At 73.6% G+C, this 21,039-nt stretch carries 20 protein-coding genes, 1 tRNA gene and 1 pseudogene; 12 read left to right on the forward strand and 10 right to left on the reverse strand.

The genetic code is table 11. The features are described from left to right. The first annotated feature begins 461 nt into the window (after window positions 1-461). Window positions 462-1,779, forward strand: a pseudogene (locus ABT006_RS15145) (IS701 family transposase). 72 nt (window positions 1,780-1,851) lie between these two features. Here ABT006_RS15145 and ABT006_RS15150 read toward each other — a convergent pair. Then, window positions 1,852-1,986 carry a hypothetical protein gene (locus tag ABT006_RS15150; RefSeq protein WP_350706651.1) on the reverse strand — a complete coding sequence of 45 codons (135 nt, stop codon included), beginning with the start codon at window positions 1,984-1,986 and terminating at the stop codon, window positions 1,852-1,854. Between the two features lie 218 nt (window positions 1,987-2,204). On the opposite strand from ABT006_RS15150, the gene ABT006_RS15155 reads away from it, so the two are divergent. Together ABT006_RS15155 and ABT006_RS15160 are read left to right on the forward strand one after the other, a co-directional pair. Then, on the forward strand, window positions 2,205-3,236 hold the full coding sequence (locus ABT006_RS15155; protein WP_350706653.1) for a hypothetical protein: 1,032 nt from the start codon (window positions 2,205-2,207) through the stop codon (window positions 3,234-3,236). Between the two features lie 789 nt (window positions 3,237-4,025). Next, on the forward strand, window positions 4,026-4,292 hold the full coding sequence (locus ABT006_RS15160) for a tyrosine-type recombinase/integrase (protein WP_350706707.1): 267 nt from the start codon (window positions 4,026-4,028) through the stop codon (window positions 4,290-4,292). Window positions 4,293-4,347: 55 nt separating this feature from the next. Here ABT006_RS15160 and ABT006_RS15165 read toward each other — a convergent pair. Both ABT006_RS15165 and ABT006_RS15170 read right to left on the reverse strand, forming a co-directional pair. Next, window positions 4,348-4,422: transfer RNA gene (locus ABT006_RS15165), tRNA-Val, on the reverse strand. Window positions 4,423-4,549: 127 nt separating this feature from the next. Further along, a complete protein-coding gene (locus ABT006_RS15170; RefSeq protein ID WP_350706708.1) occupies window positions 4,550-5,095 on the reverse strand; it encodes a TIGR02611 family protein in 546 nt (181 codons plus the stop codon). A gap of 304 nt (window positions 5,096-5,399) precedes the next feature. Between ABT006_RS15170 and ABT006_RS15175 the strand changes: the two genes are divergently transcribed. After that, entirely contained in the window at window positions 5,400-5,831 is a 432-nt protein-coding gene (locus ABT006_RS15175) for an SsgA family sporulation/cell division regulator (protein ID WP_007457244.1), read from the forward strand. A 104-nt stretch (window positions 5,832-5,935) separates the two neighbouring features. Here the strand turns inward: ABT006_RS15175 and ABT006_RS15180 are convergent, their stop codons facing one another. Then, complete coding sequence (locus tag ABT006_RS15180) at window positions 5,936-6,712, reverse strand: SDR family oxidoreductase (protein ID WP_350706655.1); 777 nt, start codon at window positions 6,710-6,712, stop codon at window positions 5,936-5,938. A 194-nt stretch (window positions 6,713-6,906) separates the two neighbouring features. On the opposite strand from ABT006_RS15180, the gene ABT006_RS15185 reads away from it, so the two are divergent. From ABT006_RS15185 to ABT006_RS15195, 3 genes are read left to right on the forward strand one after another with little or no spacing between them, the layout of a single operon-like run. After that, window positions 6,907-7,809 (forward strand): helix-turn-helix transcriptional regulator, encoded by a 903-nt coding sequence (locus ABT006_RS15185; RefSeq protein WP_350706657.1) that lies wholly within the window; start codon window positions 6,907-6,909, stop codon window positions 7,807-7,809. A 7-nt stretch (window positions 7,810-7,816) separates the two neighbouring features. Continuing rightward, window positions 7,817-8,272, forward strand: a complete 456-nt coding sequence (locus ABT006_RS15190; protein WP_350706659.1) for an RrF2 family transcriptional regulator — start codon at window positions 7,817-7,819, stop codon at window positions 8,270-8,272. Beyond that, window positions 8,272-8,784, forward strand: coding sequence for a GNAT family N-acetyltransferase (locus ABT006_RS15195; protein ID WP_350706661.1), 513 nt, complete (start codon window positions 8,272-8,274; stop codon window positions 8,782-8,784). Before ABT006_RS15190 ends, ABT006_RS15195 begins: the two co-directional genes overlap by 1 nt. Window positions 8,785-8,963: 179 nt before the next feature. Here the strand turns inward: ABT006_RS15195 and ABT006_RS15200 are convergent, their stop codons facing one another. Beyond that, window positions 8,964-9,527, reverse strand: a complete 564-nt coding sequence (locus ABT006_RS15200) for a flavin reductase family protein (protein WP_350706663.1) — start codon at window positions 9,525-9,527, stop codon at window positions 8,964-8,966. Then, window positions 9,524-10,345: an ABC transporter ATP-binding protein gene (locus ABT006_RS15205; RefSeq protein ID WP_350706665.1), complete on the reverse strand. Its 822-nt coding sequence runs from the start codon at window positions 10,343-10,345 to the stop codon at window positions 9,524-9,526. Before ABT006_RS15205 ends, ABT006_RS15200 begins: the two co-directional genes overlap by 4 nt. Before the next feature lie 527 nt (window positions 10,346-10,872). Between ABT006_RS15205 and ABT006_RS15210 the strand changes: the two genes are divergently transcribed. After that, window positions 10,873-11,052 (forward strand): DUF4236 domain-containing protein, encoded by a 180-nt coding sequence (locus ABT006_RS15210; protein ID WP_350706667.1) that lies wholly within the window; start codon window positions 10,873-10,875, stop codon window positions 11,050-11,052. Between the two features lie 155 nt (window positions 11,053-11,207). Here ABT006_RS15210 and ABT006_RS15215 read toward each other — a convergent pair whose 3' ends face one another. Together ABT006_RS15215 and ABT006_RS15220 are read right to left on the reverse strand one after the other, a co-directional pair. Further along, window positions 11,208-12,104, reverse strand: a complete 897-nt coding sequence (locus ABT006_RS15215) for a hypothetical protein (protein ID WP_350706669.1) — start codon at window positions 12,102-12,104, stop codon at window positions 11,208-11,210. Window positions 12,105-12,272: 168 nt separating this feature from the next. Beyond that, window positions 12,273-12,794 carry a VOC family protein gene (locus ABT006_RS15220; RefSeq protein WP_350706671.1) on the reverse strand — a complete coding sequence of 174 codons (522 nt, stop codon included), beginning with the start codon at window positions 12,792-12,794 and terminating at the stop codon, window positions 12,273-12,275. A gap of 50 nt (window positions 12,795-12,844) precedes the next feature. Here ABT006_RS15220 and ABT006_RS15225 point away from each other — a divergent pair, with 50 nt between their 5' ends. Together ABT006_RS15225 and ABT006_RS15230 are read left to right on the forward strand one after the other, a co-directional pair. Beyond that, window positions 12,845-13,306 carry a MarR family winged helix-turn-helix transcriptional regulator gene (locus ABT006_RS15225; protein WP_350706673.1) on the forward strand — a complete coding sequence of 154 codons (462 nt, stop codon included), beginning with the start codon at window positions 12,845-12,847 and terminating at the stop codon, window positions 13,304-13,306. 57 nt (window positions 13,307-13,363) lie between these two features. Further along, window positions 13,364-14,926 carry a tetratricopeptide repeat protein gene (locus tag ABT006_RS15230; protein WP_350706674.1) on the forward strand — a complete coding sequence of 521 codons (1,563 nt, stop codon included), beginning with the start codon at window positions 13,364-13,366 and terminating at the stop codon, window positions 14,924-14,926. Between the two features lie 95 nt (window positions 14,927-15,021). Here ABT006_RS15230 and ABT006_RS15235 read toward each other — a convergent pair whose 3' ends face one another. Continuing rightward, complete coding sequence (locus tag ABT006_RS15235) at window positions 15,022-16,464, reverse strand: ATP-binding protein (protein WP_350706710.1); 1,443 nt, start codon at window positions 16,462-16,464, stop codon at window positions 15,022-15,024. Window positions 16,465-16,583: 119 nt separating this feature from the next. Further along, window positions 16,584-17,240, reverse strand: a complete 657-nt coding sequence (locus ABT006_RS15240; RefSeq protein ID WP_350706676.1) for a response regulator transcription factor — start codon at window positions 17,238-17,240, stop codon at window positions 16,584-16,586. A 95-nt stretch (window positions 17,241-17,335) separates the two neighbouring features. On the opposite strand from ABT006_RS15240, the gene ABT006_RS15245 reads away from it, so the two are divergent. Continuing rightward, complete coding sequence (locus ABT006_RS15245) at window positions 17,336-18,451, forward strand: LolA family protein (RefSeq protein ID WP_350706678.1); 1,116 nt, start codon at window positions 17,336-17,338, stop codon at window positions 18,449-18,451. A gap of 201 nt (window positions 18,452-18,652) precedes the next feature. Next, window positions 18,653-20,947, forward strand: coding sequence for a HelD family protein (locus ABT006_RS15250; protein ID WP_502890958.1), 2,295 nt, complete (start codon window positions 18,653-18,655; stop codon window positions 20,945-20,947). The last annotated feature ends 92 nt before the right edge of the window (window positions 20,948-21,039 follow it).

The raw sequence follows: 21,039 nt of genomic DNA on the forward strand, positions 1-21,039 counted from the left end.
TCGAACGACTGCCAAACGCCGAGTACGGATACCGCCGCGAGGGCGGCGACCAGCATGCCGACCAGGAAGTAACGCGAGGCTTGCCTCATGCTCCTCGCGAGCCCACTCTGAGACACCAGCACGTAGGCCAGGGCGAACCAGGCTGCCGGCATACCAGCAGGACCGGGAGCGTCATGAACGGATTGTACGAGCGCTTGTCACGTCGGACGGCGCCGACGGCCTGGACCTGGTCCTCATCGACGCCGGACAGGAGCGGGCACGGCCAGTTTGGAAGGTGCCTTGATTTCGAGGTAGGCCCGTGCTCCCGTGCTGGTGATCAGGCTGGTTCCGCCCGACGAGGCGAGGATGGCGGCGCGAAATACTCCAACGTCACTTGGCTTCGGCGTTGGGCGTGGCGCGGGTATGAGGACGGCCACCGCGTTGATCATCGATGGTTTGTGAGGACAACCGAAGACCGCGCGATGGCCGTGGACCACAGCCTAGACCTTGACCGCTGGCGGGTCATCCTGGACGAGGCGGTGACGCGCGTCGCTGGCCGGTTCGTGCGGGCGGAGCCACGGCGGACTGCCGGGCAGTTCGTGGAAGGCCTGCTGTCGGACGTGGAACGTAAGACCTGCTGGTCCCTGGCGGAGCGGGCTGGCCACTGTGATCCGCAGGCGATGCAGCGACTGCTGCGTACGGCGGTGTGGGACGCCGACGCCGTCCGCGACGACGTGCGGGACTGGCTGATCGAACAACTCGGCCACCCCGAGGCCGTCCTTGGTCACCGACGAGACCGGCTTCCTCAAGAAGGGCGTGTGCTCGGTCGGGGTGCAGCGGCAGTACACCGGCACCGCCGGACGGGTCGAGAACAGCCAGGTCGGGGTGTTCCTGGCCTACGTGACACCCGCGGGCCGGGCGCTGATCGACCGGCGACTCTACCTGCCAGAGGCGACCTGGTGCGATCGCCCCGACCGCCTCACCGCCGCCGGCGTCCCCGACCAGATCGGGTTCGCCACGAAACCGACCCTGGCCCGGCAGATGATCGCCGCCGCGTTGGACGCCGGCGTCCCGGCAGGGTGGGTGACCGGCGGCGAGGTCTACGGCGCCGACCCCGGCCTACGCGCTTACCTGGAACAACGTGGGATCGGCTACGTCCTCGCGGTCGGCTGTGACCGACGCGTGCACGTCAACGACGGCCGCACCCTCATCCGCGTCGACGACCTCGCCGAGCGGATCCCCACCCGAGAATGGCAGCTGCACAGCTGCGGACCGGGAGCGAAAGGACCCCGCGACTACCTGTGGGCCTGGATCACCACCTCCACCCGGCCCGGTGAGCATCGGTGGCTGCTCATCCGCCGCAACCGCACCACCGGCGAACTGGCCTTCTACCTGTGCTGGTCACCCCGCCCAGTGCCACTACACACCCTCGTGCGAGTGGCCGGCTCCCGCTGGAGCATCGAGGAGTTGTTCCAGACCGGCAAGGGCCAGGTCGGCCTGGACGACTACCAGGTCCGCAGCTGGACCGGCTGGCACCGGTTTATCACCCTGGCCATGCTCGCCCTGGCCGTCCTGACCATCCTCGCCGCCACCGCCCAGCAGTCCGGCGCCGACCCGAAGATCATCGCGTTGACCATCGCCGAGATCCGCCGACTTCTCAACGCCTTCGTCCTCGCCGCATCGCTACCGCCAGCGCACACCCTGCACTGGTCAACCTGGCGCCGAACATCCCAAGCCCGAGCCCGCCGATCCCACTACCAGCGCAGACTCAGTCACTTCGCTAAGCGCAAGATCAAGTGACGTTGGAGTACTAAGCTTGATCGGTGCACCGGGTCAAGCTGTACGCGGCCGAGGGCGGCCTTGGGCTGGTCGTCACCGGCCGCGCCATGCCTGATCTGCGGCGTCGGCATCGGCCCCACCGGCAGCCGCGCCCTGCGGCTTGAGATCGCGTCTGGCGGGCGCATGCTGCCACGTCAACAGGGCCTGGTCCTTCTCGGGAAGGTGCACCGCTGGAACTATGGCGTGCACGTGTACCGGACCGGGGACTACGTCTCGCCGCTTCCCCCACTGCGAGCCGACCATGCGCGCAAGGTCACTCCACACGGCAGCGCGGCCTGGTTCGACCGATGGGCCTACCAATTCGCCTCCTGGCTCGATGACGCCGACACAGGGCCGCTGCACAGCGGGTACTTCCCTAGCGCGGCGGGCGAACGAGAAGATGCGACATGCAGAAAAGCTGGCAGACCATCGTGGGTGCGCTGTCGGGTGTCACTGGAGCGGTGATCTGGGCGCTGGCCACGGCGATCTATCAGCCGCTTATGCAGCCCGATGGCTTCTGGACCGACGGCAGCACCGGGCAGATGTTTCCGGAGGTAGGCAGTAACAACACCTACTGGCCTCGTGACATCCGCCAGTTGGCGATCTTGCTGGCCTTGGGTGGAGTGATCCTAATCTGCCGCGCGAACGTTCGCGGCGTCGTCGCCGGCGCGATCGGGATGACCGGCTGGCTCGGCGTGGACATATGGCTGGACCGGATCGACGTGGCCGGCGGCTCTACCGCAACCTTGCTCGCAGCCAGTGGTATCGCCATGTTCTCGACAACCGCCGTCGTCGCTGCCAGGGTTTCGGCGGGTCAAGGCGGACCTCCTCTCGCCCGGCATCTGTCCGCTGCCGTCACCGCGGCACTCGCGGCTGCCACGACGGTGGTCACGACCCCCTGGGACGAGCCGGTGACGAACCCGGCCCAGGTCCAGGTCGAAAACGCGCTCTCGATGCTCAAAGCAGGATTGGTAGCGATGTTCATCGCTACCACGATCGGCCTCGTCGCGGTTCAGCTCACCACTGTCCGCACCCGGCGGGTGGGCGCCTTCGTTGTGGTGGCCGCGCTGGCCGCTTGGCTCGCCGCCAGCCACGGACCGCTTCGGCCTGTCGGCCTGATTGGCATGCCTGTCGCCGCCACGCTCGCCGTGGCCGCAGCCCGGGAGGTCCCCCTGATCCGGCTGCTCCCCGTCGCGGTCGCCTGCTGTGTGGCTCTGCCTCCGACAATGATCATTCTCTACATCGCAGGATCGGCGGTCGGCAGCGCGATGACCTCCCTGGCGGACAATCCACCGATCAACGCCGCCGACACCGATCTCTCGATAGCCTTCACCGGCCTGGTCCTCGGGCTGCTACTGGCATCGATCAGCCACCTGATAACCCTGCCCGCACCCAAGCCGGACAGCCTGGGCCGCGGCCCCGTGGTGAAGCAGATTTGAAGCAGACCAGCCGCAGCCACCCGCCTCACCGCGCGGCGGCTGCATCGCCGGGACGGACTCAGACGTTGAAGCGGAACTCAGGACGGCCCTAGCGTGACCTGCGGCAAGCTGGTCACGCCCGCTCCTGGGCTCACGTCGTTCTTTGTTGGTTGCCGACGTTTCACGCTGTCTGGTGCCCCATGTGTACCCCGGGATGCTCCTTGACCCCCAGGCAACCAACACAGGCCCATGAGCTGCCATTCAACGAGGGCTGAGCTGCAAGGACGATCCGCCGGCATCCATGCTCGTCCGTTGGTGTCCGTCGCGGTCGTCACCCAGATTGTCACCCACGCTGGTCCTCGACCTCGCCTCCGCCGGCCGCCCTGTTGCACCTTCCTGCAGGCGTAGCCCACCGTTGGGTGTTTGGCGCGCCCATGCCATCCTGGTGCGCAACAACGGGTGGGAGCCGAGGGCCGATGGCAGAGCTGTTCCTCAGTCGACCGCATGACTCCTTCGCCCTGCTCAGGCGGGTCTGGGTGAAGGTAGACGGGCACAGAACTGTCGGACTGCGGCCAGGACAGTCAGCCAGGATCAGCGTCGGCGAGGGTCAGCATGTGGTCCAGGCGGCCCTGGACTGGACCCGTAGCGAGCCCTTCTCCCTACATCTGGATGCCGACCAGTCCGCATCGCTCGAAGTATCCTGCCCGGCGCGCGCTTACTGGCTGACGTGGTTCCGACCCTCACGGGCTCTCGACCTGCGGCGCGTCTGACCTCTTCGTTCCGAAGGAACGATCACGGGTCGATGAGCTGATCCGTCGCGGCACCTTCCGAAGTCGTGTCTGGAAGCCCTCCCTGCAACGTGCTGGCCTACCGGTGGCACTGCGCTTCCATGACCTGCGGCACTCGTACGCGACCTGGCTGGTCTCCGACGGCGTACCGATCAACGACGTGGCGAAGGTGATGGGGCACGAGCAGACGTCGACGACGTTGAACAGCTACACGCACTCGACGGCTGAGCGCGACTGCCGAGTGCTGAAGTCCTTTGCTGCCTTCTCGCTGCCTCCGAGCAACGACTGACCTCAGATGCGAGTCAAGGCCCCTCGATCGAGGGGCCTTGAGCTTGCCTTATTCATGGTGGGCGATACTGGGATCGAACCAGTGACCTCTTCGGTGTGAACGAAGCGCTCTCCCGCTGAGCTAATCGCCCTCAGCGACGATGACTCTACCTGATCGAGGGACCGGACCGGAAATCCGGGGTCCGCGCGTCGCCGGGGTCTCGACCGCCGCCCGACCACGCCCCTGCCACGGCACGTCGGGGTCGCCGCCGCGGCACGTCAGTTCGTCGCGAGGTAGTGCAGGGCCTCGGCGATCACGTCGATGCCGAAGCTGTACTTCAGCGACAGCCAGACCACCGTGCCGACGAAGACCAGGCCGACGCTGCCGAGCACGAAGCGTACGGCCAGCGACTGGTCCTTCACCCACTGCGTCCAGCTGTGGACGTGTCGGCGGGTGAAGCCGAGCAGCCGGCGAGCCCAGTGGAACTCGACGGCCCAGATGCCGAGGCCGGCGATCACCAGCAGCCAGCCCGGCCCGGGCAGCGGGATGAGGGCGATGCCGATGGTCACCACGAGTGCGCCGGCGATGGCAATGAAGATCTTGAGGGCGACCCGGCCGGTCGGGTTGGCCCGGATCAGGTCGAGGGTGGTGGCGAGCCGCTGCCGCCAGCGCGGACGGGGCCGCCGCTCGGCCAGCGCCGTTCCGTTGGCGCCACCCCGGTCGGCCGGCGTCCGACCTGACGGGCCCTGCTGCTCCATCGGCACCCCGTACCCCCGCTTTTCGGCTGCCCGGACCGCGACTTTCGGCCCGGCCGGCGCGGCCATCGGATCCACTGAGGATCGTTTCGTGACCATTTCCTCCCCCAGTGTGGCGCGCGCCCGTCACTGCAACGGTCGACTGGACGTTACCGGAGTAAGTCGACGACTGAACCACCCGATGCCGGGCGGGATCACGCACTGGGCAGAACCGGAAAACCCTACATGAATCCTCACATTCACGCGGACTTTCCGACCCCCTTCCCACCACTGGGTGAAGTCAGCGTATGGCGGAGCGTAGCCAGGAGTAGCACCTGAGTATGGGAAAAGCGGGACACGCGCGTTCCGCAGCGGTGCCGGGGGGAGATCGTCCATGAGTGTCATCCGACCGACGACCGTAGAGGTCGAGACGTCGCTAAGGCTCGTCGCACCTGACGCCACGGCCTTGCCGGTGCGTGCCAGTCTGCGTTACGACCCTGCTGATCCGTATGCGGTCCATGTCCTGTTCCACGCCGAATCGGCCGGTGGCGAGGCGGTCAGTTGGTCCTTCGCCCGGGAGCTGCTGGTCACCGGCCTCGACGAGCCGGCCGGCATCGGCGACGTGCGGGTCTGGCCCTGGGCCACCCCGCGCGGGGACTTCGTCGCCCTGGCGCTGTCGTCGCCCGACGGCAACGCCCTCTTCGAGGTGCCGCGTAGCGTCCTGGTGCGCTTCCTGCGGCGAACCTACGTCGTCGTCCCGCGCGGCCGCGAGGCCGAGCACCTGGACGTCGACACCGCGGTGAACCGGCTGCTCGCCGGCCGCTGAGAAACCGGCAAGACGGACCATCCGGGGCCGCGCGGATCTGCCGAGTCCGCGCGGCCCCGGCCCACCAGGGGGTACGCGGGCAGCCCTCCCGCCCAGGGCCGGGCTCAGCCGTGCGTGGTGATGCCGCCGTCGACCGGGATCACCGCGCCGGTGAGGTACGCCCCGGCGCGGGACGACAGGTAGATCGCGGTGCCGGCCATGTCCTCCGGCCGGCCGATCCGCCCGAGCGGCACCTGCCCCTCGATGGCGGCCCGGGACGCGGGGTCGTCCAGCGCGAACGCCATCATCTTGCTCTCGAACGGCCCCGGCGCGATCGCGTTGACCGTGATCTGCTCGCCGGCGAGCTGGTGGGCGAGGCTGCGGGTGAGCATGTGCACGGCGGCCTTGGTCGCCGAGTACGCGTACACCTCCATGAACGGCACCCGGATGCCGTCGACGGAGCCGATGTTGATCACGCGGGCCGGGTCGTCGGGGCTGGCGGACGCCCGCAGCGCGGGCAGCAGCGCGGTGGTGAGCCGGAAGACCGCCTTGACGTTGACGGCCCAGAGCTTGTCGAACGCGCTCTCCGGGTACGCCTCCAGCGGCGCGCCCCAGGTCGCGCCCGCGTTGTTGACCAGCACGTCGAGCCGGTCGACGCGCTCCCGGACGGCGGCGGCGAGGCCTTCGGCGCCCGCGTCGCTGCTGAGGTCGGCGGGGATGGCCTCGCAGCGCCCCTCGGCGGAGAGTTCCTTGGCCACGGCCTCGCACACGTCGGCCTTGCGGGACGAGATGATCACGTGCGCGCCGGCCCGGACGAAGCCCTGGGCGATCATCAGGCCGATCCCCCGCGAGCCGCCGGTGACCAGGACCGTCTTGCCGTCAACCGAGAACAGATCCGTCATGCCCATCCCATCGCGAGTCGGCCGGGGCCGCCGGGGGTGAACGCGGTCGGCCCGGCCGGTGCGACCGGCTGCGGGCGTGCCGCGACCGGACGACGCTACCGCTCGGTAACGTAGCCCGCCGCCGACAGCCCGGACAACCCCGCGCGACGTCTTCGGGATGCGATGATCGTCGCCCCGGGCTACCGTCGCAGGCGATGGTCTCTTCCGGTCAGCTCTCCCCCGCGCCGCCCGACACCCCTGCCACCGCCCCAGCCGAGATCGACACCCTCACCCTGGGTGACCTCGTGTCCGGCCCGGGTTGGCGGCGTCCGGTGCTGCTGGACCGGGACCTGCTCATCCTGACCGCCGGCGGACACGGCACCGCCGAGCTGGATTTCCGCGCGCTGCCCTGCCGGCCCGGCACGCTGCTGCGGGTGCGCGCCGGTCAGGTGCTGCGCTGCGCCGGCCCGCACCTCGACGCCACGGTGGTGCGCTGGGACGCCGACGCGCTGCGCGGGCTGGACGTCGACCCGGACGCCGTCCCGGCCTGGATCCAGCTCGCCGGCGAGGACGAGGACGCGGTGATCACCGAGGTGAGCCAGCTGGCGGTGGACTGCCAGCGGCACCACGGGCTGGCCGCCGCCCGCGGCCTGCTCCGCCACCAACTCGCCGTGTTGCTGCTCCGGCTGTCCCTGCTGCCCGAGGGCTCCCATTCGGTGCCGCGGGCGGAGGCCGCCACCTTCCACCGGCTGTGCCGGGAGATCGAGCGCGGCTACCAGCACACCCGCCGGGTCGAGGACTACGCCGACCGGTTGGGCTGCTCGGTGCGGACGCTCACCCGGGCCTGCCTGGCGGTGACCGGGCGCAGCGCCAAGCAGGTGGTCGACGAACGGGTGGCCCTCCAGGCGAGCCGGCTGCTGGCCGCCACCGACGAGCCGGTCGCCCAGATCGGGCGGCGGCTGGGCTTCTCCGAGCCGACGAACTTCGGGCGGTTCTTCGCCCGCGAGGTCGGGATGAGCCCGGGCGCGTTCCGGGCCGCCCGTGAGCAGCCGGTGCCCGGTCCGGTCGTCCGGCCCCGTCCGCCCGCCGACGCGGTCGACGGGCTCCGCCGGGCATGATGACGGGGTGCAGATCTCCGCGCGCGGCGACTACGCGGTACGGGCGGCGCTGAGCCTCGCCACCGCGTACCCCAGATTGCTCTCCACCCCGGCCATCGCGGCGGAGCAGGACATGCCGCGCAAGTTCCTGGAGGCGGTGCTGGCCGACCTGCGGCGGGCCGGCGTCGTCCGGGCGCAGCGCGGTGCGGAGGGCGGCTACACGCTGGCCCGGCCGCCGCGGGAGGTGACCGTCGGCGCGGTGCTGCGCGCGGTGGAGGGTCCGCTGGCCGGGGTCCGCGGCCTGCGCCCGGAGGAGACGAGCTACGAGGGCGCGGCGGAGAACCTGCCCGGGCTCTGGGTGGCGGTGCGGGCGGCCGTGCGACGGGTGGTCGACGAGGTGAGCCTGGCGGAGATAATCAGTGGCCGGCTGCCCGCCCACGTGCGTAGGTTGACCGCCCTGCCCGACGCCTGGGAGCCGCGCTGATGCCCACCCCCACCCTGCACACCGACCGGCTGTTGCTGGAGCCCTACGGGCCGGACGACGCCGAGGACTTCGTCGCCCTCTTCACCGACCTGGAGGTGGGCCGGTTCATGGGCGACGGCCCGATGACGGCCGAGGCGGCCGGCGCCCTGTTCGGGCGGGTCTTCACCAAGGTCTACGCGGCCGACCTCTTCGACGTCTGGGCGGTCCGCCGCGAGGGCCGGTACGTCGGGCACGCCGAGATCAAGCGGACCGACCAGGTCGACGGCCACGAGCTCGTCTACGCGCTGGCGAAGCCGGCCTGGGGCGCCGGCCTCGGCACCGAGCTGGCCCGGACCCTGGTCCGGTACGGATTCGACACCCTCGACCTGCCCCGGGTGTACGCGACGGTCGCCGACGCCAACCACGCCTCGCTGGCGCTGCTGGGCAAGCTCGGCTTCGTCCACGAGCGCGACATCGCCGAGGACGACGGCAGCGTCACCCGCGTCCTCGCCGTCGACCGCGCCCCCGCCTGAGACACCCGGCGGGCTCCCGGCGTCTGCCGGTGGTCACCACCCGCAGCAGGTCCCGGGCGGCCCGGTCCGGCGCGAGCGGCGCCCCGCCGGGCGGCGGCGCGGGATCCGCTCCACCGTGACGACCTCGCCCGGCCAGCGGACGTCGCCCGCCGGCTGCACGCCCGACGCCGCCGAGCCGGTCACGCCGGGGCGCCGCCGGTGTAGCCGCCGCGGTGGTAGACCAGTGGGTCGCCGTCCTCGCCGCCGCCGAGGGCGAGCGGCTCGGCGACGAAGAGGGTGTGGTCGCCGGCCGGCAGCCGGTGCACGATCCGGCAGAGCAGCCGGGCCAGCACTCCGGTCAGCAGCGGCACCCCGAACGGCCCCGGCGTCCAGTGCGGGTACGCGGCGAACCGGTCCACCCCGCTGGTGGCGAAGACCCGGGCGGCCTCCCGCTGGCCGGCGCCGAGCAGGTGCACGGCGACGTGCTCGGCCCGGGCGAGCACCGGCCAGCTCGACGAGGCGACGCCGAGGCAGAACGAGACCAGCGGCGGGTCCAGCGAGACCGAGGTGAACGACGTGGCGGTGAACCCGACCCGGACGGGCTCGCCGAGGCCGCCGAGGCAGGCCGGCTCGACGGTGCCCGGGGCGACGGCGGTGACCACCGTGACCGTCGCGGCCTGCCGGCGCAGCAGCGCCCGGTACAGGTCCCGGTCCACCGGCAGCAGGTCGGCGTCGCCCGCCCGGGGACGCTCGACGGTGGTCACGCCGGCACCAGGGCCGGGGCGGCCTGCGCGGCGCGGACCTCGTCGCGCAGCAGCGTCCAGATCTGGTGGCGGTGGTGGCGGAAGGCGTCGGAGGAGCGGACGTCCGCCACGGCGTCGCGGTCGCCGAGGTCGATGTCGACGACCTGCTTGATCCGGCCCGGCCGCGAGGTCATCACCGCGACCCGCCGGCCGAGGTGGACCGCCTCGTCGATGCCGTGCGTGACGAACACGACCGTCTTGCCGGTGCGCTCCCAGATCCGCACCAGCTCGTCCTGCAACGAGTCGCGGGTCTGCGCGTCGAGGGCGGCGAACGGCTCGTCCATCAGCAGTACGTCCGGGTCGTGCGCGAGGCTGCGGGCGATGGCCACCCGCTGCTTCACGCCGCCGGAGAGCTCGTGCGGGTAGCGGTCGGCGAACCCGGTGAGCCCCACCAGTCCCAGGTAGTGCGCGACCAGGTCGGCGCGTTCGGCCCGGGGCACGCCCTTGGCCTCCAGTCCGAACGCGACGTTGCCGGCGGCGGTGCGCCAGGGCAGCAGCGCGTACCGCTGGACGACGGTCCCGCGGTCCAGGCCGGGCCCGGTGACGGGCCGGCCGTCGACCAGCACCTGCCCGCCGGTGGGCCGCGACAGCCCGCCGAGCAGGTCGAGCAGGGTGGACTTGCCGCAGCCGCCGGGCCCGACGACGACGAGGAACTCGCCGGGGCGTACGCCGAGGGTGACCTCGTCCAGCGCGGTGACCGCACCGGGGGACGCACGCCGGCCGGCGCGGGCCGGGAAGGTCTTCGTCACCCGGTCGAAGAAGATCTTGTCGGTGCTCATGCCGCCACACGGCCCACGGCGGTGACGGGGGCCGCGGAGAGGGCACGCGGACGGGTACGACGGGGTGAGTCCATGCGAGTCTCCTGATCTGTCCACGGTGCGGTGGAGGAAAGCCCGACGAGGGGCAGGGAGGCACGGCCGCTCCGCGTCGAGCGGACGGCGGGCGAATGTGCGGCGGGGGAGCCGGGCCGGGGTGGTGCCGGTCAGCTCAACAGAGCGCGCTCGCGTGCCGGACCAGGTCGACGTGCACGCGAGCGGTGAGGAGAAGCTCGTCCCGCTGCGACATGACCTCATGTTGCCGGCGGGCGCACCAGCCGGTCAACGTCCTTCCATAAGATGAGATCGGGGTCGCCTTGTTCGCCACCTCCCCATCCGCACCTGGGTTCATCGACCCGCAACACCCATCTGATGGATAGGGATTGTCGGCACTGCGGACACCGCCCACGACAGACCGGGACGGGTTTCGGAAATCGGCGCTCCGGGCATGTTCGGTTCCGTCAGGGCAGGGAATCGAAGGGAGCCCCGCGATGGGTCTGATGTTCCGCAAGCGCAAGAAGTACGGCCCGATCATCCTGAACTTCACCGAGAACGGCTTCTCGTCCTGGAGCATCAAGATCGGTCGCTGGTCCTGGAACTCCCGGGCCAGGGCGCACCGGGTCGACCTGCCGGGCCCGCTGTCCTGGAAGCAGGACAAGTCCCGGGCGTGACGTCCCGAGGTCGCGCGGGGTGCCGGTGGTCTCCACCGGCGCCCCGCTCGGCGTTCGGGCCGCCACCGCTAGAGGAGTGGCGCCGGCGCGCAGGTGTGACGCCGGCGCGGAGGGGCTCGGTGTGGAACGGGCCGGCCGCGAACCCGTCGACGCGGTCAGGGAGTCGACCGCGCGTCCGGGCCGGTGACGACCACGTCGCCGCCGAGCCGGCCGTGCTCCGGGTCGCGGGTCACCTCCCCCGCCCCGAGCAGCCCGGTCAGCGCCCGGACGGCGTCGGCCGAGCGGTAGACGGTCGCGGTCAGGGCGTACCGGCGCAGCTCGGTGACCGTGCGCGGGCCGGAGCGGGCCAGCTCGGCCAGCAGTTCCCGGCGCAGCGGCCCGGGCTCGGGGGCCAGCGCGATGTCGAGCAGCCGGCCGGCCGGGTCGGCCGGGTCGCGGTAGCGGACCCCGGCGAACTCGTCGACCGCCCAGAGCGCCTCCTTGAACGCCTCCAGGCTCTTGTCGGAGCCGGTCGCGAAGGCGAGCAGCCGTGCGGGCCCGCCGTCGGCGGGCACCAGCTCCACCTCGGTCGCCAGCGGGAAGCCGGCGTCGGCGAGGGCGCCCCGGGCGGGTGCGCCGGGCGCGGTGGCGAGCAGCACCTCGGCCGGCCTGCCGGCCGCCGCGGCGGTCAGCACGGCCGGGTCGGCGGGCCCGTCCACGTACGACAGCAGGGGCCCGCCGGTCGCGCCGGCCGCCTTGAGCGCCACCGGCAGCCGGGCGGTCCCGCCGGGCACCAGGTGCACGGTGGCCTCGGCCGGCAGCTCCGCCTCCACCGCGCCCAGCCGGGCCGGCAGTTCCTCGGTGCCGGCGGCGAGCACGAGCACGGTGAGCTGGCGGCCCCGCAGCCGGTCGGCGTACTCGGCGACCACCCGCAGGGCGGCCTCGGCGGAGTCGGCGTCGCCGTCGTCGTACGCCAGGGCGACGGTGACCCGGCGGGCGCGGTGCAGCGCCCCCGGCAGCCAGGTCTCCAGGTGTCGGACGAGCAGCTCGCGCAGGACGGCGTCGGTCGGCATGCTGCCGTTCTACCGCACACGGCCCGGGCCGGACGCCGCTCCCCCGGCCGGACGCCGCTCCCCCCGGTCGGCCGGACGCCGCTTGCCCGGCCGGGCGGTTCGACGCCCGGGCCCGAGGGCGGCCTCGCCCGGGGCCGGCCGGGCAGGGGATCCGCCGGGACGGCCGGCTCAGGCCGGGACGGAGACGCCCACCCCGCCGCGGGTCTGGCCGCCGTAGCGCCGCCGCTCGGCGGCCAGGTCGAGCCGGCCGATCCGCTTGCGGGCGGCCAGGGCGGCGTCGTCGAGCCGGTCGGCGGGCACCAGCCAGACGACCTCGAACTCCAGGCCGTCCGGGTCCTGCCCGTAGAGGCTCTTGGTGGTGCCGTGGTCGGAGGTGCCCACGAGGGCGCCGGCCGCCGCGAGCCGCTCGGCGGTGACGGCCAGCTCGTCGAGGGTGTCGACCTCCCAGGCCAGGTGGTAGAGCCCGACGGTGCCGCGGCCGGCGGCGGAGCGGCGCGCGCCCTGGCCGACCTCGAACAGGCCGAGGTCGTGGTCGTTGGTGGAGCCGGGGGCCTGGAGGAAGGCGGCGCCCCGGAACCCGTCCGGGGTCATCGGGATCTGCCGGAAGCCCAGCACGTCGCGGTAGAAGGCGACGCTGCGGGCGAGGTCACTGACGTAGAGCACGGCGTGGTTGAGACGGTGGATTCCCATGTCGCCGACGCTAGCGCGATTTGGTTGAACCTTCAACTACCGGGCGTATGATGGGTGTCATGACCCGCTGGCTGGACCCGGACGAGCAGCGCACCTGGCGCGCGTTCCTGACCGCCTCCCGCGCGCTGATGGAGACGCTCGACCGCGAGCTGCAACACGACGCCGGGATGCCGCACGCCTACTACGAGATCCTGGTCCGCCTCTCCGAGGCGCCGGAGCGGCGGCTGCGGATGAGCGAACTCGCCGAGGCGAGCGGCTCCTCCCGCAGCCGGCTCTCACACGCCGTGGCCCGGCTGGAGGCGGCCGGCTGGGTCCGCCGCGAGGAGTGCCCCTCCGACCGGCGCGGCCAGATCGCCGTCCTCACCGACGAGGGCTTCGCGACCCTCGCCGCCGCCGCACCCGGCCACGTCGAGGGGGTACGCCGGCACCTGTTCGACGCGCTGAGCCCCGCCCAGGTGGACCAGTTGCGCCGGATCAGCGAGGCGCTCGTCGACCACCTGACCGGATCCTGACCAATCCACTCCGGCCCGGGTCTTGTACTTACCGTCGTCGGGTGAGCACGATGGGGCGTGCCTTCCGGCTTCGGGGAACTGACTGACCAGGCGCACCACCTGGTGTCCACCGGCGACCTCGCCGGCGCCCAGCGGCTGCTCGCCGACGCGCTGACCGACGCCGACCCGCGCCCGGCCAACGCCACGCCCGAGCTGGCCGAGGCCGCCAGCCTCCAGGCCCGCGTGCTGGTCGCCCTCGGCGAACCGCACTCCGCCCGGGGCTGGGCCGCCTTCGCGTACGCGGCCACGAACAGGCTGCACGGGCGCTCCGACCAGCGCACCGTGGCCGCCGCGGCCACCCTGGCGGCGGTGCTGCACCGGGTCGGGAGCTGGTCCCGCGCCGCCCGGCTCTACCAGGAAGTGATCATCGAGCTGACCGCCCTGGACGGCCCGGAGTCGCTGCGGGTGCTCGCCGCCCACGCCGACCTCGCGACGGTGGAGTACGCGCGCGGCCAGTGCCAGGTGGCCCGCGACCGGCTCCAGGACGCCTGGGAACTGCACCGCGAGGTCTACGGCGACGGGCACCCCAGCGGCATCAAGATGCTGGCGCGGCTCGGGGCGATGCAGCGCGACTGCGGGCAGTTCGCCGAGGCGCACGACAACCTGGCGTTGGCCCGGGAGCTCTGCCGGCAGCACCTTCCGGCCGACGATCCGCTGGCGGCGCAGGTGGCGACGCTCGCCCGGTCGGCCGCCAGCCCGGACCATGTCTGCGCCGACACCGCGCCCGTCGGCCCGGACGGCCCGATCGTGCCGTCCGCGCGCACCCCGCCCCCCGGCGACGCGCCGACGGCGTACCACCCCTCGCAGGCGGGCTACCGTCCCGCCGAGCCGGATCCGTACGAGCCGGTCGCCGGGCAGCCACACCCGGTGCCGAATCCCCGGCAGCCGGCGGAGGACCCGGCGCGGGGCTGGTGGCCTCCGGAGCCCGACGCCGGGGACCGGCCCGCCGACAGCGCCGTGCCGCCGTCGGTCGTGCCGCTGGCCGGTGCCGCCGAGGAGGCCGACGGGGTGCACCGGGTCCGCCCGCACGGCGCGCCCGAGGAGCCGTACGAGCCGTACGAGTCGTCGCGGCTGCTGCCGGTGCCCGTGCACCGCGCGCCGGCCCGGCGGGACAACCGGCTGCTGCCCCTCGTCGTGGGCGGCGTCGCGGTGGTGCTGCTCGGCACGGCGGCCGTGATCGCCGGGGTGGCGGGGATGGACGGCGACGACGACCCGGCGCCCCCGGCCGCGACCGGCGCGCCCGCCTCGACCCCGGCCGCCACGGTCACCCCGCCCGCCGCCGGGCCGACGGCGGGGGCGGCCGCCTCCCCCGGCACCCCGCCGGGCGCCGTCACCCTGCGCGACAACCGCGACAACGTCGCGCTGCGCTGGACGTACCCCGCCGGCGGCGAGGGCCCGGTGGTCATCTCCGGCGGCCGCGTCGGCCAGGCCCAGACGGCGTTCGCCAACCTGCCCGCCGGCACCACCGACTTCGTCGTCTACGGGCTGAACCGCAGCACCGACTACTGCTTCACCGTCGCCGTCGTGTGGTCCACCGACACGATCGCGCGGGCGCAGGAGGTCTGCACCCGCCGCCGCTGACCGGGTCGGCAGGATCCAGGCGGGCGGCCCGTCCACCCCGGCCGCGTCCCTGGAACTGCCGTCGGCGTGGCGCGGGGCGAGAGGCTCGCGTCCCCTCAGGGCCGCTCCGGGTCGGTCAGGACCGGCAACAGCAGGCGCACCCGCAGCCCCGGGCCGCCGTCGCCGCCGGGACGAGCGTCGGTCAGCTCGATCCGGCCGCCGGCCCGGCGGACCAGCTCGCGCACGATGGCCAGGCCGAGCCCGGCGCCCCCGTCGTCGCGCGCCCGCGCGTCGTCGAGCCGGGTGAACCGGCCGAACACCCGCTCCCGGTCCGCGGCCGGGATCCCGGGCCCGTCGTCGGTCACCGTCACCAGGTGGTACGCCGCCGCGCCGGTGGACCGGGCTCCGCCGCTCCCACCGTCGACGGGCCGCCCGCCGCCGTCCGGGGCAGAGGTGGACCGGGCCGGGGCGTCCCCGGGGCCGGCCGGCCGGGCCGCGAGCACCACCTCGCCCCGGGCGTGCCGCACCGCGTTGTCGACCAGGTTGGCCAGGACCCGGCGCAGCTCGTCGGGGTTGCCCTCGGTCCACAGCGGCGCCGCCGGCGCGTCGAGGCGCACCGGCGGGGACGGGTACCGGCCGGCCACCGACGCGAGCAGCGCGCCCAGGTCGACCGGCCCGGTGGCCCGCGCCGGCGGGCGCTCGTCGAGGCGGGCCAGCAGCAGCAGGTCGTCGACGAGCCGGCCGAGGCGCTCGGTGTCGGCGAGCAGGTTCGCCGACACGGCCGTCCAGTCCGTCCGGTCGGCCAGCCGCCGGGCCACCTCCAGCTCCGTACGGATGTTGGCCAGTGGGCTGCGCAGCTCGTGGGCGGCATCGGCGACGAAGGCCCGTTGCCGGTCCCGGGCCGACTCCAGCCGGCCCAGCATCCCGTTGAGGGTGACCGCCAGCCGGTGGATCTCGTCCTGCGAGGCCGGTACGGGCAGCCGCCCGCCCCCGTTGCGCCCGGTGATCTCCTCGGCGCCCCGGCGCAGCGTCTCCACCGGGCGCAGGGTGGCCCCGACCACCCGCCAGGCGACGGCGGCGAGCACGGCCACCAGCAGCGGGAAGCTCACCAGCAGGATGGTCCGCACGACGTGCCCGCTGTGCCGCGCGTCCGCCAGCGAGCGGGCCACCAGGACGGTGAGCGGGTCGGCGGTGGTGCCGGCCGGCACGGCCACCACCCGGACCGGTCCGGCCAGGTCGATCCGCTCCCCCGACACCGTCAGCCGCTGCCGCGCGCCGGCGTCGATCCGGTCGGGCGGGACCATCGGCACGAGCCGATCGGCGCCGATCGAGGCGGCCCGCACCCGTCCCTGCGCGTCGACCACCTGCACCCGGACCTGCCCCCCGGCCACCGGCAGGGGGTCGGGCAGGGCGTCCTCGGCGGCCAACAGCGCCACGGCGTCGGCGGTCCGGAACGCCTCGGTGTCGACGGCGCGTTGCAGCGACCAGCCGAGTACGCCGAGCAGGACCAGCCCGCCGACGGCCAGCCCCAGCGAGACGCCGAGGACCCCGACCACCATCAGCCGCCCCCGCAGCCCGAGCGCGGCACGCAGCCGCCGCCCCAGCCCCCGCACCCCGGGCGCGGGGAAGGGGCGCCTGCCGTACCGGAGGCGATCGGACGGGGCCCTTCCTCCGCCCGTCACGTGGCGAGCCGGTAGCCGGCGCCCCGGACCGTCTCCAGCCGTTCACGGCCGATCTTGCGCCGCAGGTAGCCGACGTAGACCTCGACGGCGTTGGGAGCGGTCTCGTCGCTGGCGTCCCAGACGTGATCCAGCAGTTCGATCTTGGAGACCACCTCGCCGGGGCGGCGCATCAGGTAGTCCAGCAGCGCGAACTCGCGGGCGGTCAGCGCGACCTCGGCGTCGGCCCGGGTCACCCGCCGCCGGGCCGGGTCGAGCCGCAGGTCGCCGACCGCGAGCACCGTGGGGCGTTCGGGCGCGCCGCGGCGCAGCAGGGCCCGCAGCCGGGCCAGCAGCACGACGTACGAGAAGGGTTTGGTGAGGTAGTCGTCGGCACCGCAGTCCAGCCCGTCGGCCTGGTCGTACTCGCCGTCCTTGGCCGAGAGCATGAGGACCGGCAGCCAGTGCTCCTCGGCGCGCAGCCGGCGGACCACCTCGTAGCCGGAGAGCCCGGGCAGCATCACGTCGAGGATCATCGCGTCGTAGCCGCCGTGCCGCGCCGCGTCGAGCCCCGCCGGGCCGGTCGGCGCCACGTCCACCGCGAACCCCTCGGCCTGCAGCCCCCGTTGCAGGGCGGACGCCAGCCGGGACTCGTCCTCCACCACCAGCACCCGCACGCAGTCAAGGGTGCCACCCCCGCGCGGGTGGCCGTACCGTCGTCCTCAGCACCCTCACAGGGTCGAACGGGCAGGATGTCATCAGGAGGTGTCACATGTCCGTCCTGAAGAGCCGTCCCGTCCTGCGGTGGCTGGTCCCGGCGACCGCCGTCGTGACCGTCATCGGCGGCGGCGCCGCACTCGGCACGTTCGCCGCCCAGGCCGAGCCGAGCCTGCCGCCGCGCACCGCCGCCCAACTCCTGGTCGACCTGCAGACCTCCCGGCTGGAGGGGCTCTCCGGCACGGTCGTGCAGCGCGCCGACCTGGGCCTGCCGCCGCTGGCCGGGCTGGTCGGCGGCGACAACCTGACCGGTCTGCTGACCGGCACGCACACGCTGCGCGTCTGGCACTCCGGCCCGGACCGGCAGCGGATCGCCCTGCTGGACACCCTCGGCGAGCGGGACGTCATCCGCAACGGCCGGGACGTGTGGACCTGGGACAGCCGGGCCAACGCCGCCACCCACCGCACCCTGCCCGCGGGCGAGGGCGAGGCCGCCGCCCCGGAGCTGCCGGCCACGCCGCAGGAGGCGGCCGACCGGGCCCTCGCCGCGATCGACCCGAGCACCGAGGTGAGCGTCGGCCGGTCCGCCACGGTCGCCGGGCGGGACGCGTACGAGCTGGTGCTCGCGCCGCGCGACGCCGCCTCGCTGGTGCACCAGGTGCGCATCGCCATCGACGCGCGCGAGCACGTGCCGCTGCGCTTCGAGGTCTTCGCCGACGGCAGCGACAAGCCGGCCTTCGAGATGGCCTTCACCGAGGTGTCGTACGCCCGGCCGGACGCCGACCAGTTCACCTTCAACCCGCCTCCCGGCGTGAAGGTGACCGAGGAGACGGTCGGGGAACGCCCGGCCGCCACGCGCAAGGACCGGGCGGGCGACAGCAAGCGGCCGGACGTGCGTACGGTCGGCGAGGGCTGGGGCACGGTGGTGGTCGCGCGGCTCGACGGCGCCGGCGCGCCCGGCGGCCCGGGCAAGGCCCCCGCGGCGGGTGCCGACCGGGAGCCGGCCGGCGAGGCGGCGGCGCTGCTCGGGGCGCTGCCCGCGGTCAGCGGCGACTGGGGCAGCGGGCGGCTGCTCACCGGGAAGCTGTTCAGCGTGCTGCTCACCGACGACGGCCGGGTGATCGCCGGAGCGGTGACCCCGGAGCGGCTCTACGAGGTGGCGAAGGGCTGAGCGGAGTCGAGCGATCGGGGGTCCGCCACGAGGCGGGCCCCCGACTCGTCTGTGGGACGGCCCGTGACGTGGCCCGGCCCGCTTGGTCCGGCGCGCTTGGTCCGGACGGCCGGGGCGCGGTATCTTTCTCAGTTGGCACAACAAAAAGGAACGGCTCCCAAAAGCCGTTCCGAGAGGGATACTAACCAATTGGGAGACGGCTTGTCAAGGCATTCCGCCGATTCCGCTGAATTGCAGTCCGACGACGAGATCGGCCGCGAACAGGAATACGTCTCGATGCTCTACCGGCGGCTGGACGGGCTGCGTGAGCAGGCGTCCCACCGGCTGACCGAGGAGCTGCGGGCGACCGGCGGCACCCTTCAGGCCCGTTCCCAGCGCGACAGCGCGGTGCGGATGTACGCCGATCAGGTCGAGCAGTTCGCCGCGGTGGAGAACGGCCTCTGCTTCGGCCGCCTCGACACCGACGAGGGCGGCCCCCACTACATCGGCCGGATCGGCATCTTCGACACCAGCGGCGACTACGACCCACTGCTGATGGACTGGCGCGCCCCGGCGGCCCGCGCCTTCTACCTCGCCACCGCCGCGAACCCGCAGGGGGTGCGCCGCCGCCGGCACCTGCGCACGCGGGAGCGCAAGGTGACCGCGCTCAACGACGAGGTGCTGGACCTCGCCACCGCCTCCCCCACCGCACACGAGGAGCTGACCGGCGAGGCGTCGCTGCTCGCCGCGCTCAACGCCGGCCGGACTGGCCGGATGCGCGACATCGTGGAGACCATCCAGGCCGAGCAGGACCGCATCATCCGCGCCGACCTGCCGGGCGTCCTCGTGGTGCAGGGCGGCCCGGGCACCGGCAAGACGGCGGTGGCGCTGCACCGCGCGGCGTACCTGCTCTACACCCACCGGCAGCAGCTCTCCACCCGGGGCGTGCTGCTGGTCGGCCCGAACGCCACGTTCCTGCGCTACATCTCGCAGGTGCTGCCGGCGCTCGCCGAGACGGGCGTGCTGCTGCGGACGCAGGGCGACCTGTTCCCCGGCGTCAGCGCCCGACGCACCGAGCCCGCCGAGACCGCCGCGCTGAAAGGCCGGGCGGTGATGGCCGACGTGCTGGCCGCCGCCGTACGGGACCGGCAGTGGGTGCCCGACGAGCCGCTGGAGATCGAGCTGCCGCAACAGGAGGTGCTCCGGCTCGACCCGGAGACCGTCCGCGCCGCCCGGGACCGGGCCCGCCGCTCCGGTCGCCCGCACAACCTGGCCAGGGCCCTCTTCGACGTCGAGATCGTCCACGCGCTCGCGGCCCAGGTCGCCGAGCGGATCGGCGCGGACCCGCTGGGCGGGGAGAACCTGCTGGAGGAGGCCGACGTCGCCGAGATCCGCCGCGAGCTGCGCGAGGAGCCCGAGGTGCGGGCCGCCCTGGACCAGCTCTGGCCGGTGCTCACCCCGCAGCGCCTGCTCGCCGACCTGTACGCCGACACCGAGCGGATCGCCGCCGCCGCGCCCGTGCTCACCGACGCCGAGCGCGCCCTGCTGCACCGCGAGGCGGGCGGCTGGACGCCGGCCGACGTACCGCTGCTGGACGAGGCGGCCGAGCTGCTCGGCGAGGACGAGCGGGCCGCCGCCGCGCGCCGCGAGCGGATCCGGGCCATGCAACGGGAGTACGCCGAGGGCGTACTGGAGATCGCCCGCGGCTCCCGGTCGATCGACGTGGAGGACGAGGCCGACGGCGGCGAGATCCTCGGCGTGACCGACCTGATCGACGCCGACCGCCTGCTGGAGCGGCAGGAGGAGGCGGAACGGCTGACCACCGCCCAGCGGGCCGCGGCCGACCGGAGCTGGGCGTTCGGGCACGTGATCGTCGACGAGGCGCAGGAGCTGTCGCCGATGGCGTGGCGGCTGCTGATGCGCCGCTGCCCGAGCCGCTCGATGACGATCGTCGGCGACGTGGCGCAGACCGGCGCGCTGGCCGGCACGCCGTCCTGGGCCGACGCGCTGGAGCCGTACGTGGCGCAGCGCTGGCGGCTGGAGGAGCTGACCGTCAGCTACCGCACCCCGGCCGAGATCATGGCCGTCGCCGCCGACGTGCTCGCCGAGATCGACCCGGCGCTGCGCCCGCCCCGCTCCGTACGCTCCAGCGGGGTGCCGCCGTGGGACCGCGCGGTGACGCTGGAGCGGCTGGCGGCGGAAGTGGTCGACGCGACGACCCGGGAAGCGGCCGGCCTCGACGACGGCCGGCTCGGGGTGATCGTGCCGGCCGGCCGGGTCGACGAGCTGGGCGGCGCGGTCACCGCCGCCCTGCCGGAGGCGGCCGTGGGCGAGCACCCGGAGCTGGAGAGCCGCGTGGTGGTGCTCACCGTCGCCCAGGCCAAGGGCCTCGAATTCGACTCCGTCCTGCTGGTCGACCCCGACCGCATCGTGGCCGAGTCACCGCGGGGCCGCAGCGACCTCTACGTCGCCCTCACCCGCGCCACCCAACGCCTCGGCATCCTCCGCCCGGCCTGATCCTTGCGGGCGTGCCGATGTGGGGGTGTGGGGGTGTGGCCCGCCGTGCCCGGCTCCGGGCGGTCAGGCTTGATCCCTGCGCCGGGCACGGC

The organism is Micromonospora sp. NPDC002717, from assembly GCF_040295705.1.
Lineage (GTDB): Bacteria > Actinomycetota > Actinomycetes > Mycobacteriales > Micromonosporaceae > Micromonospora.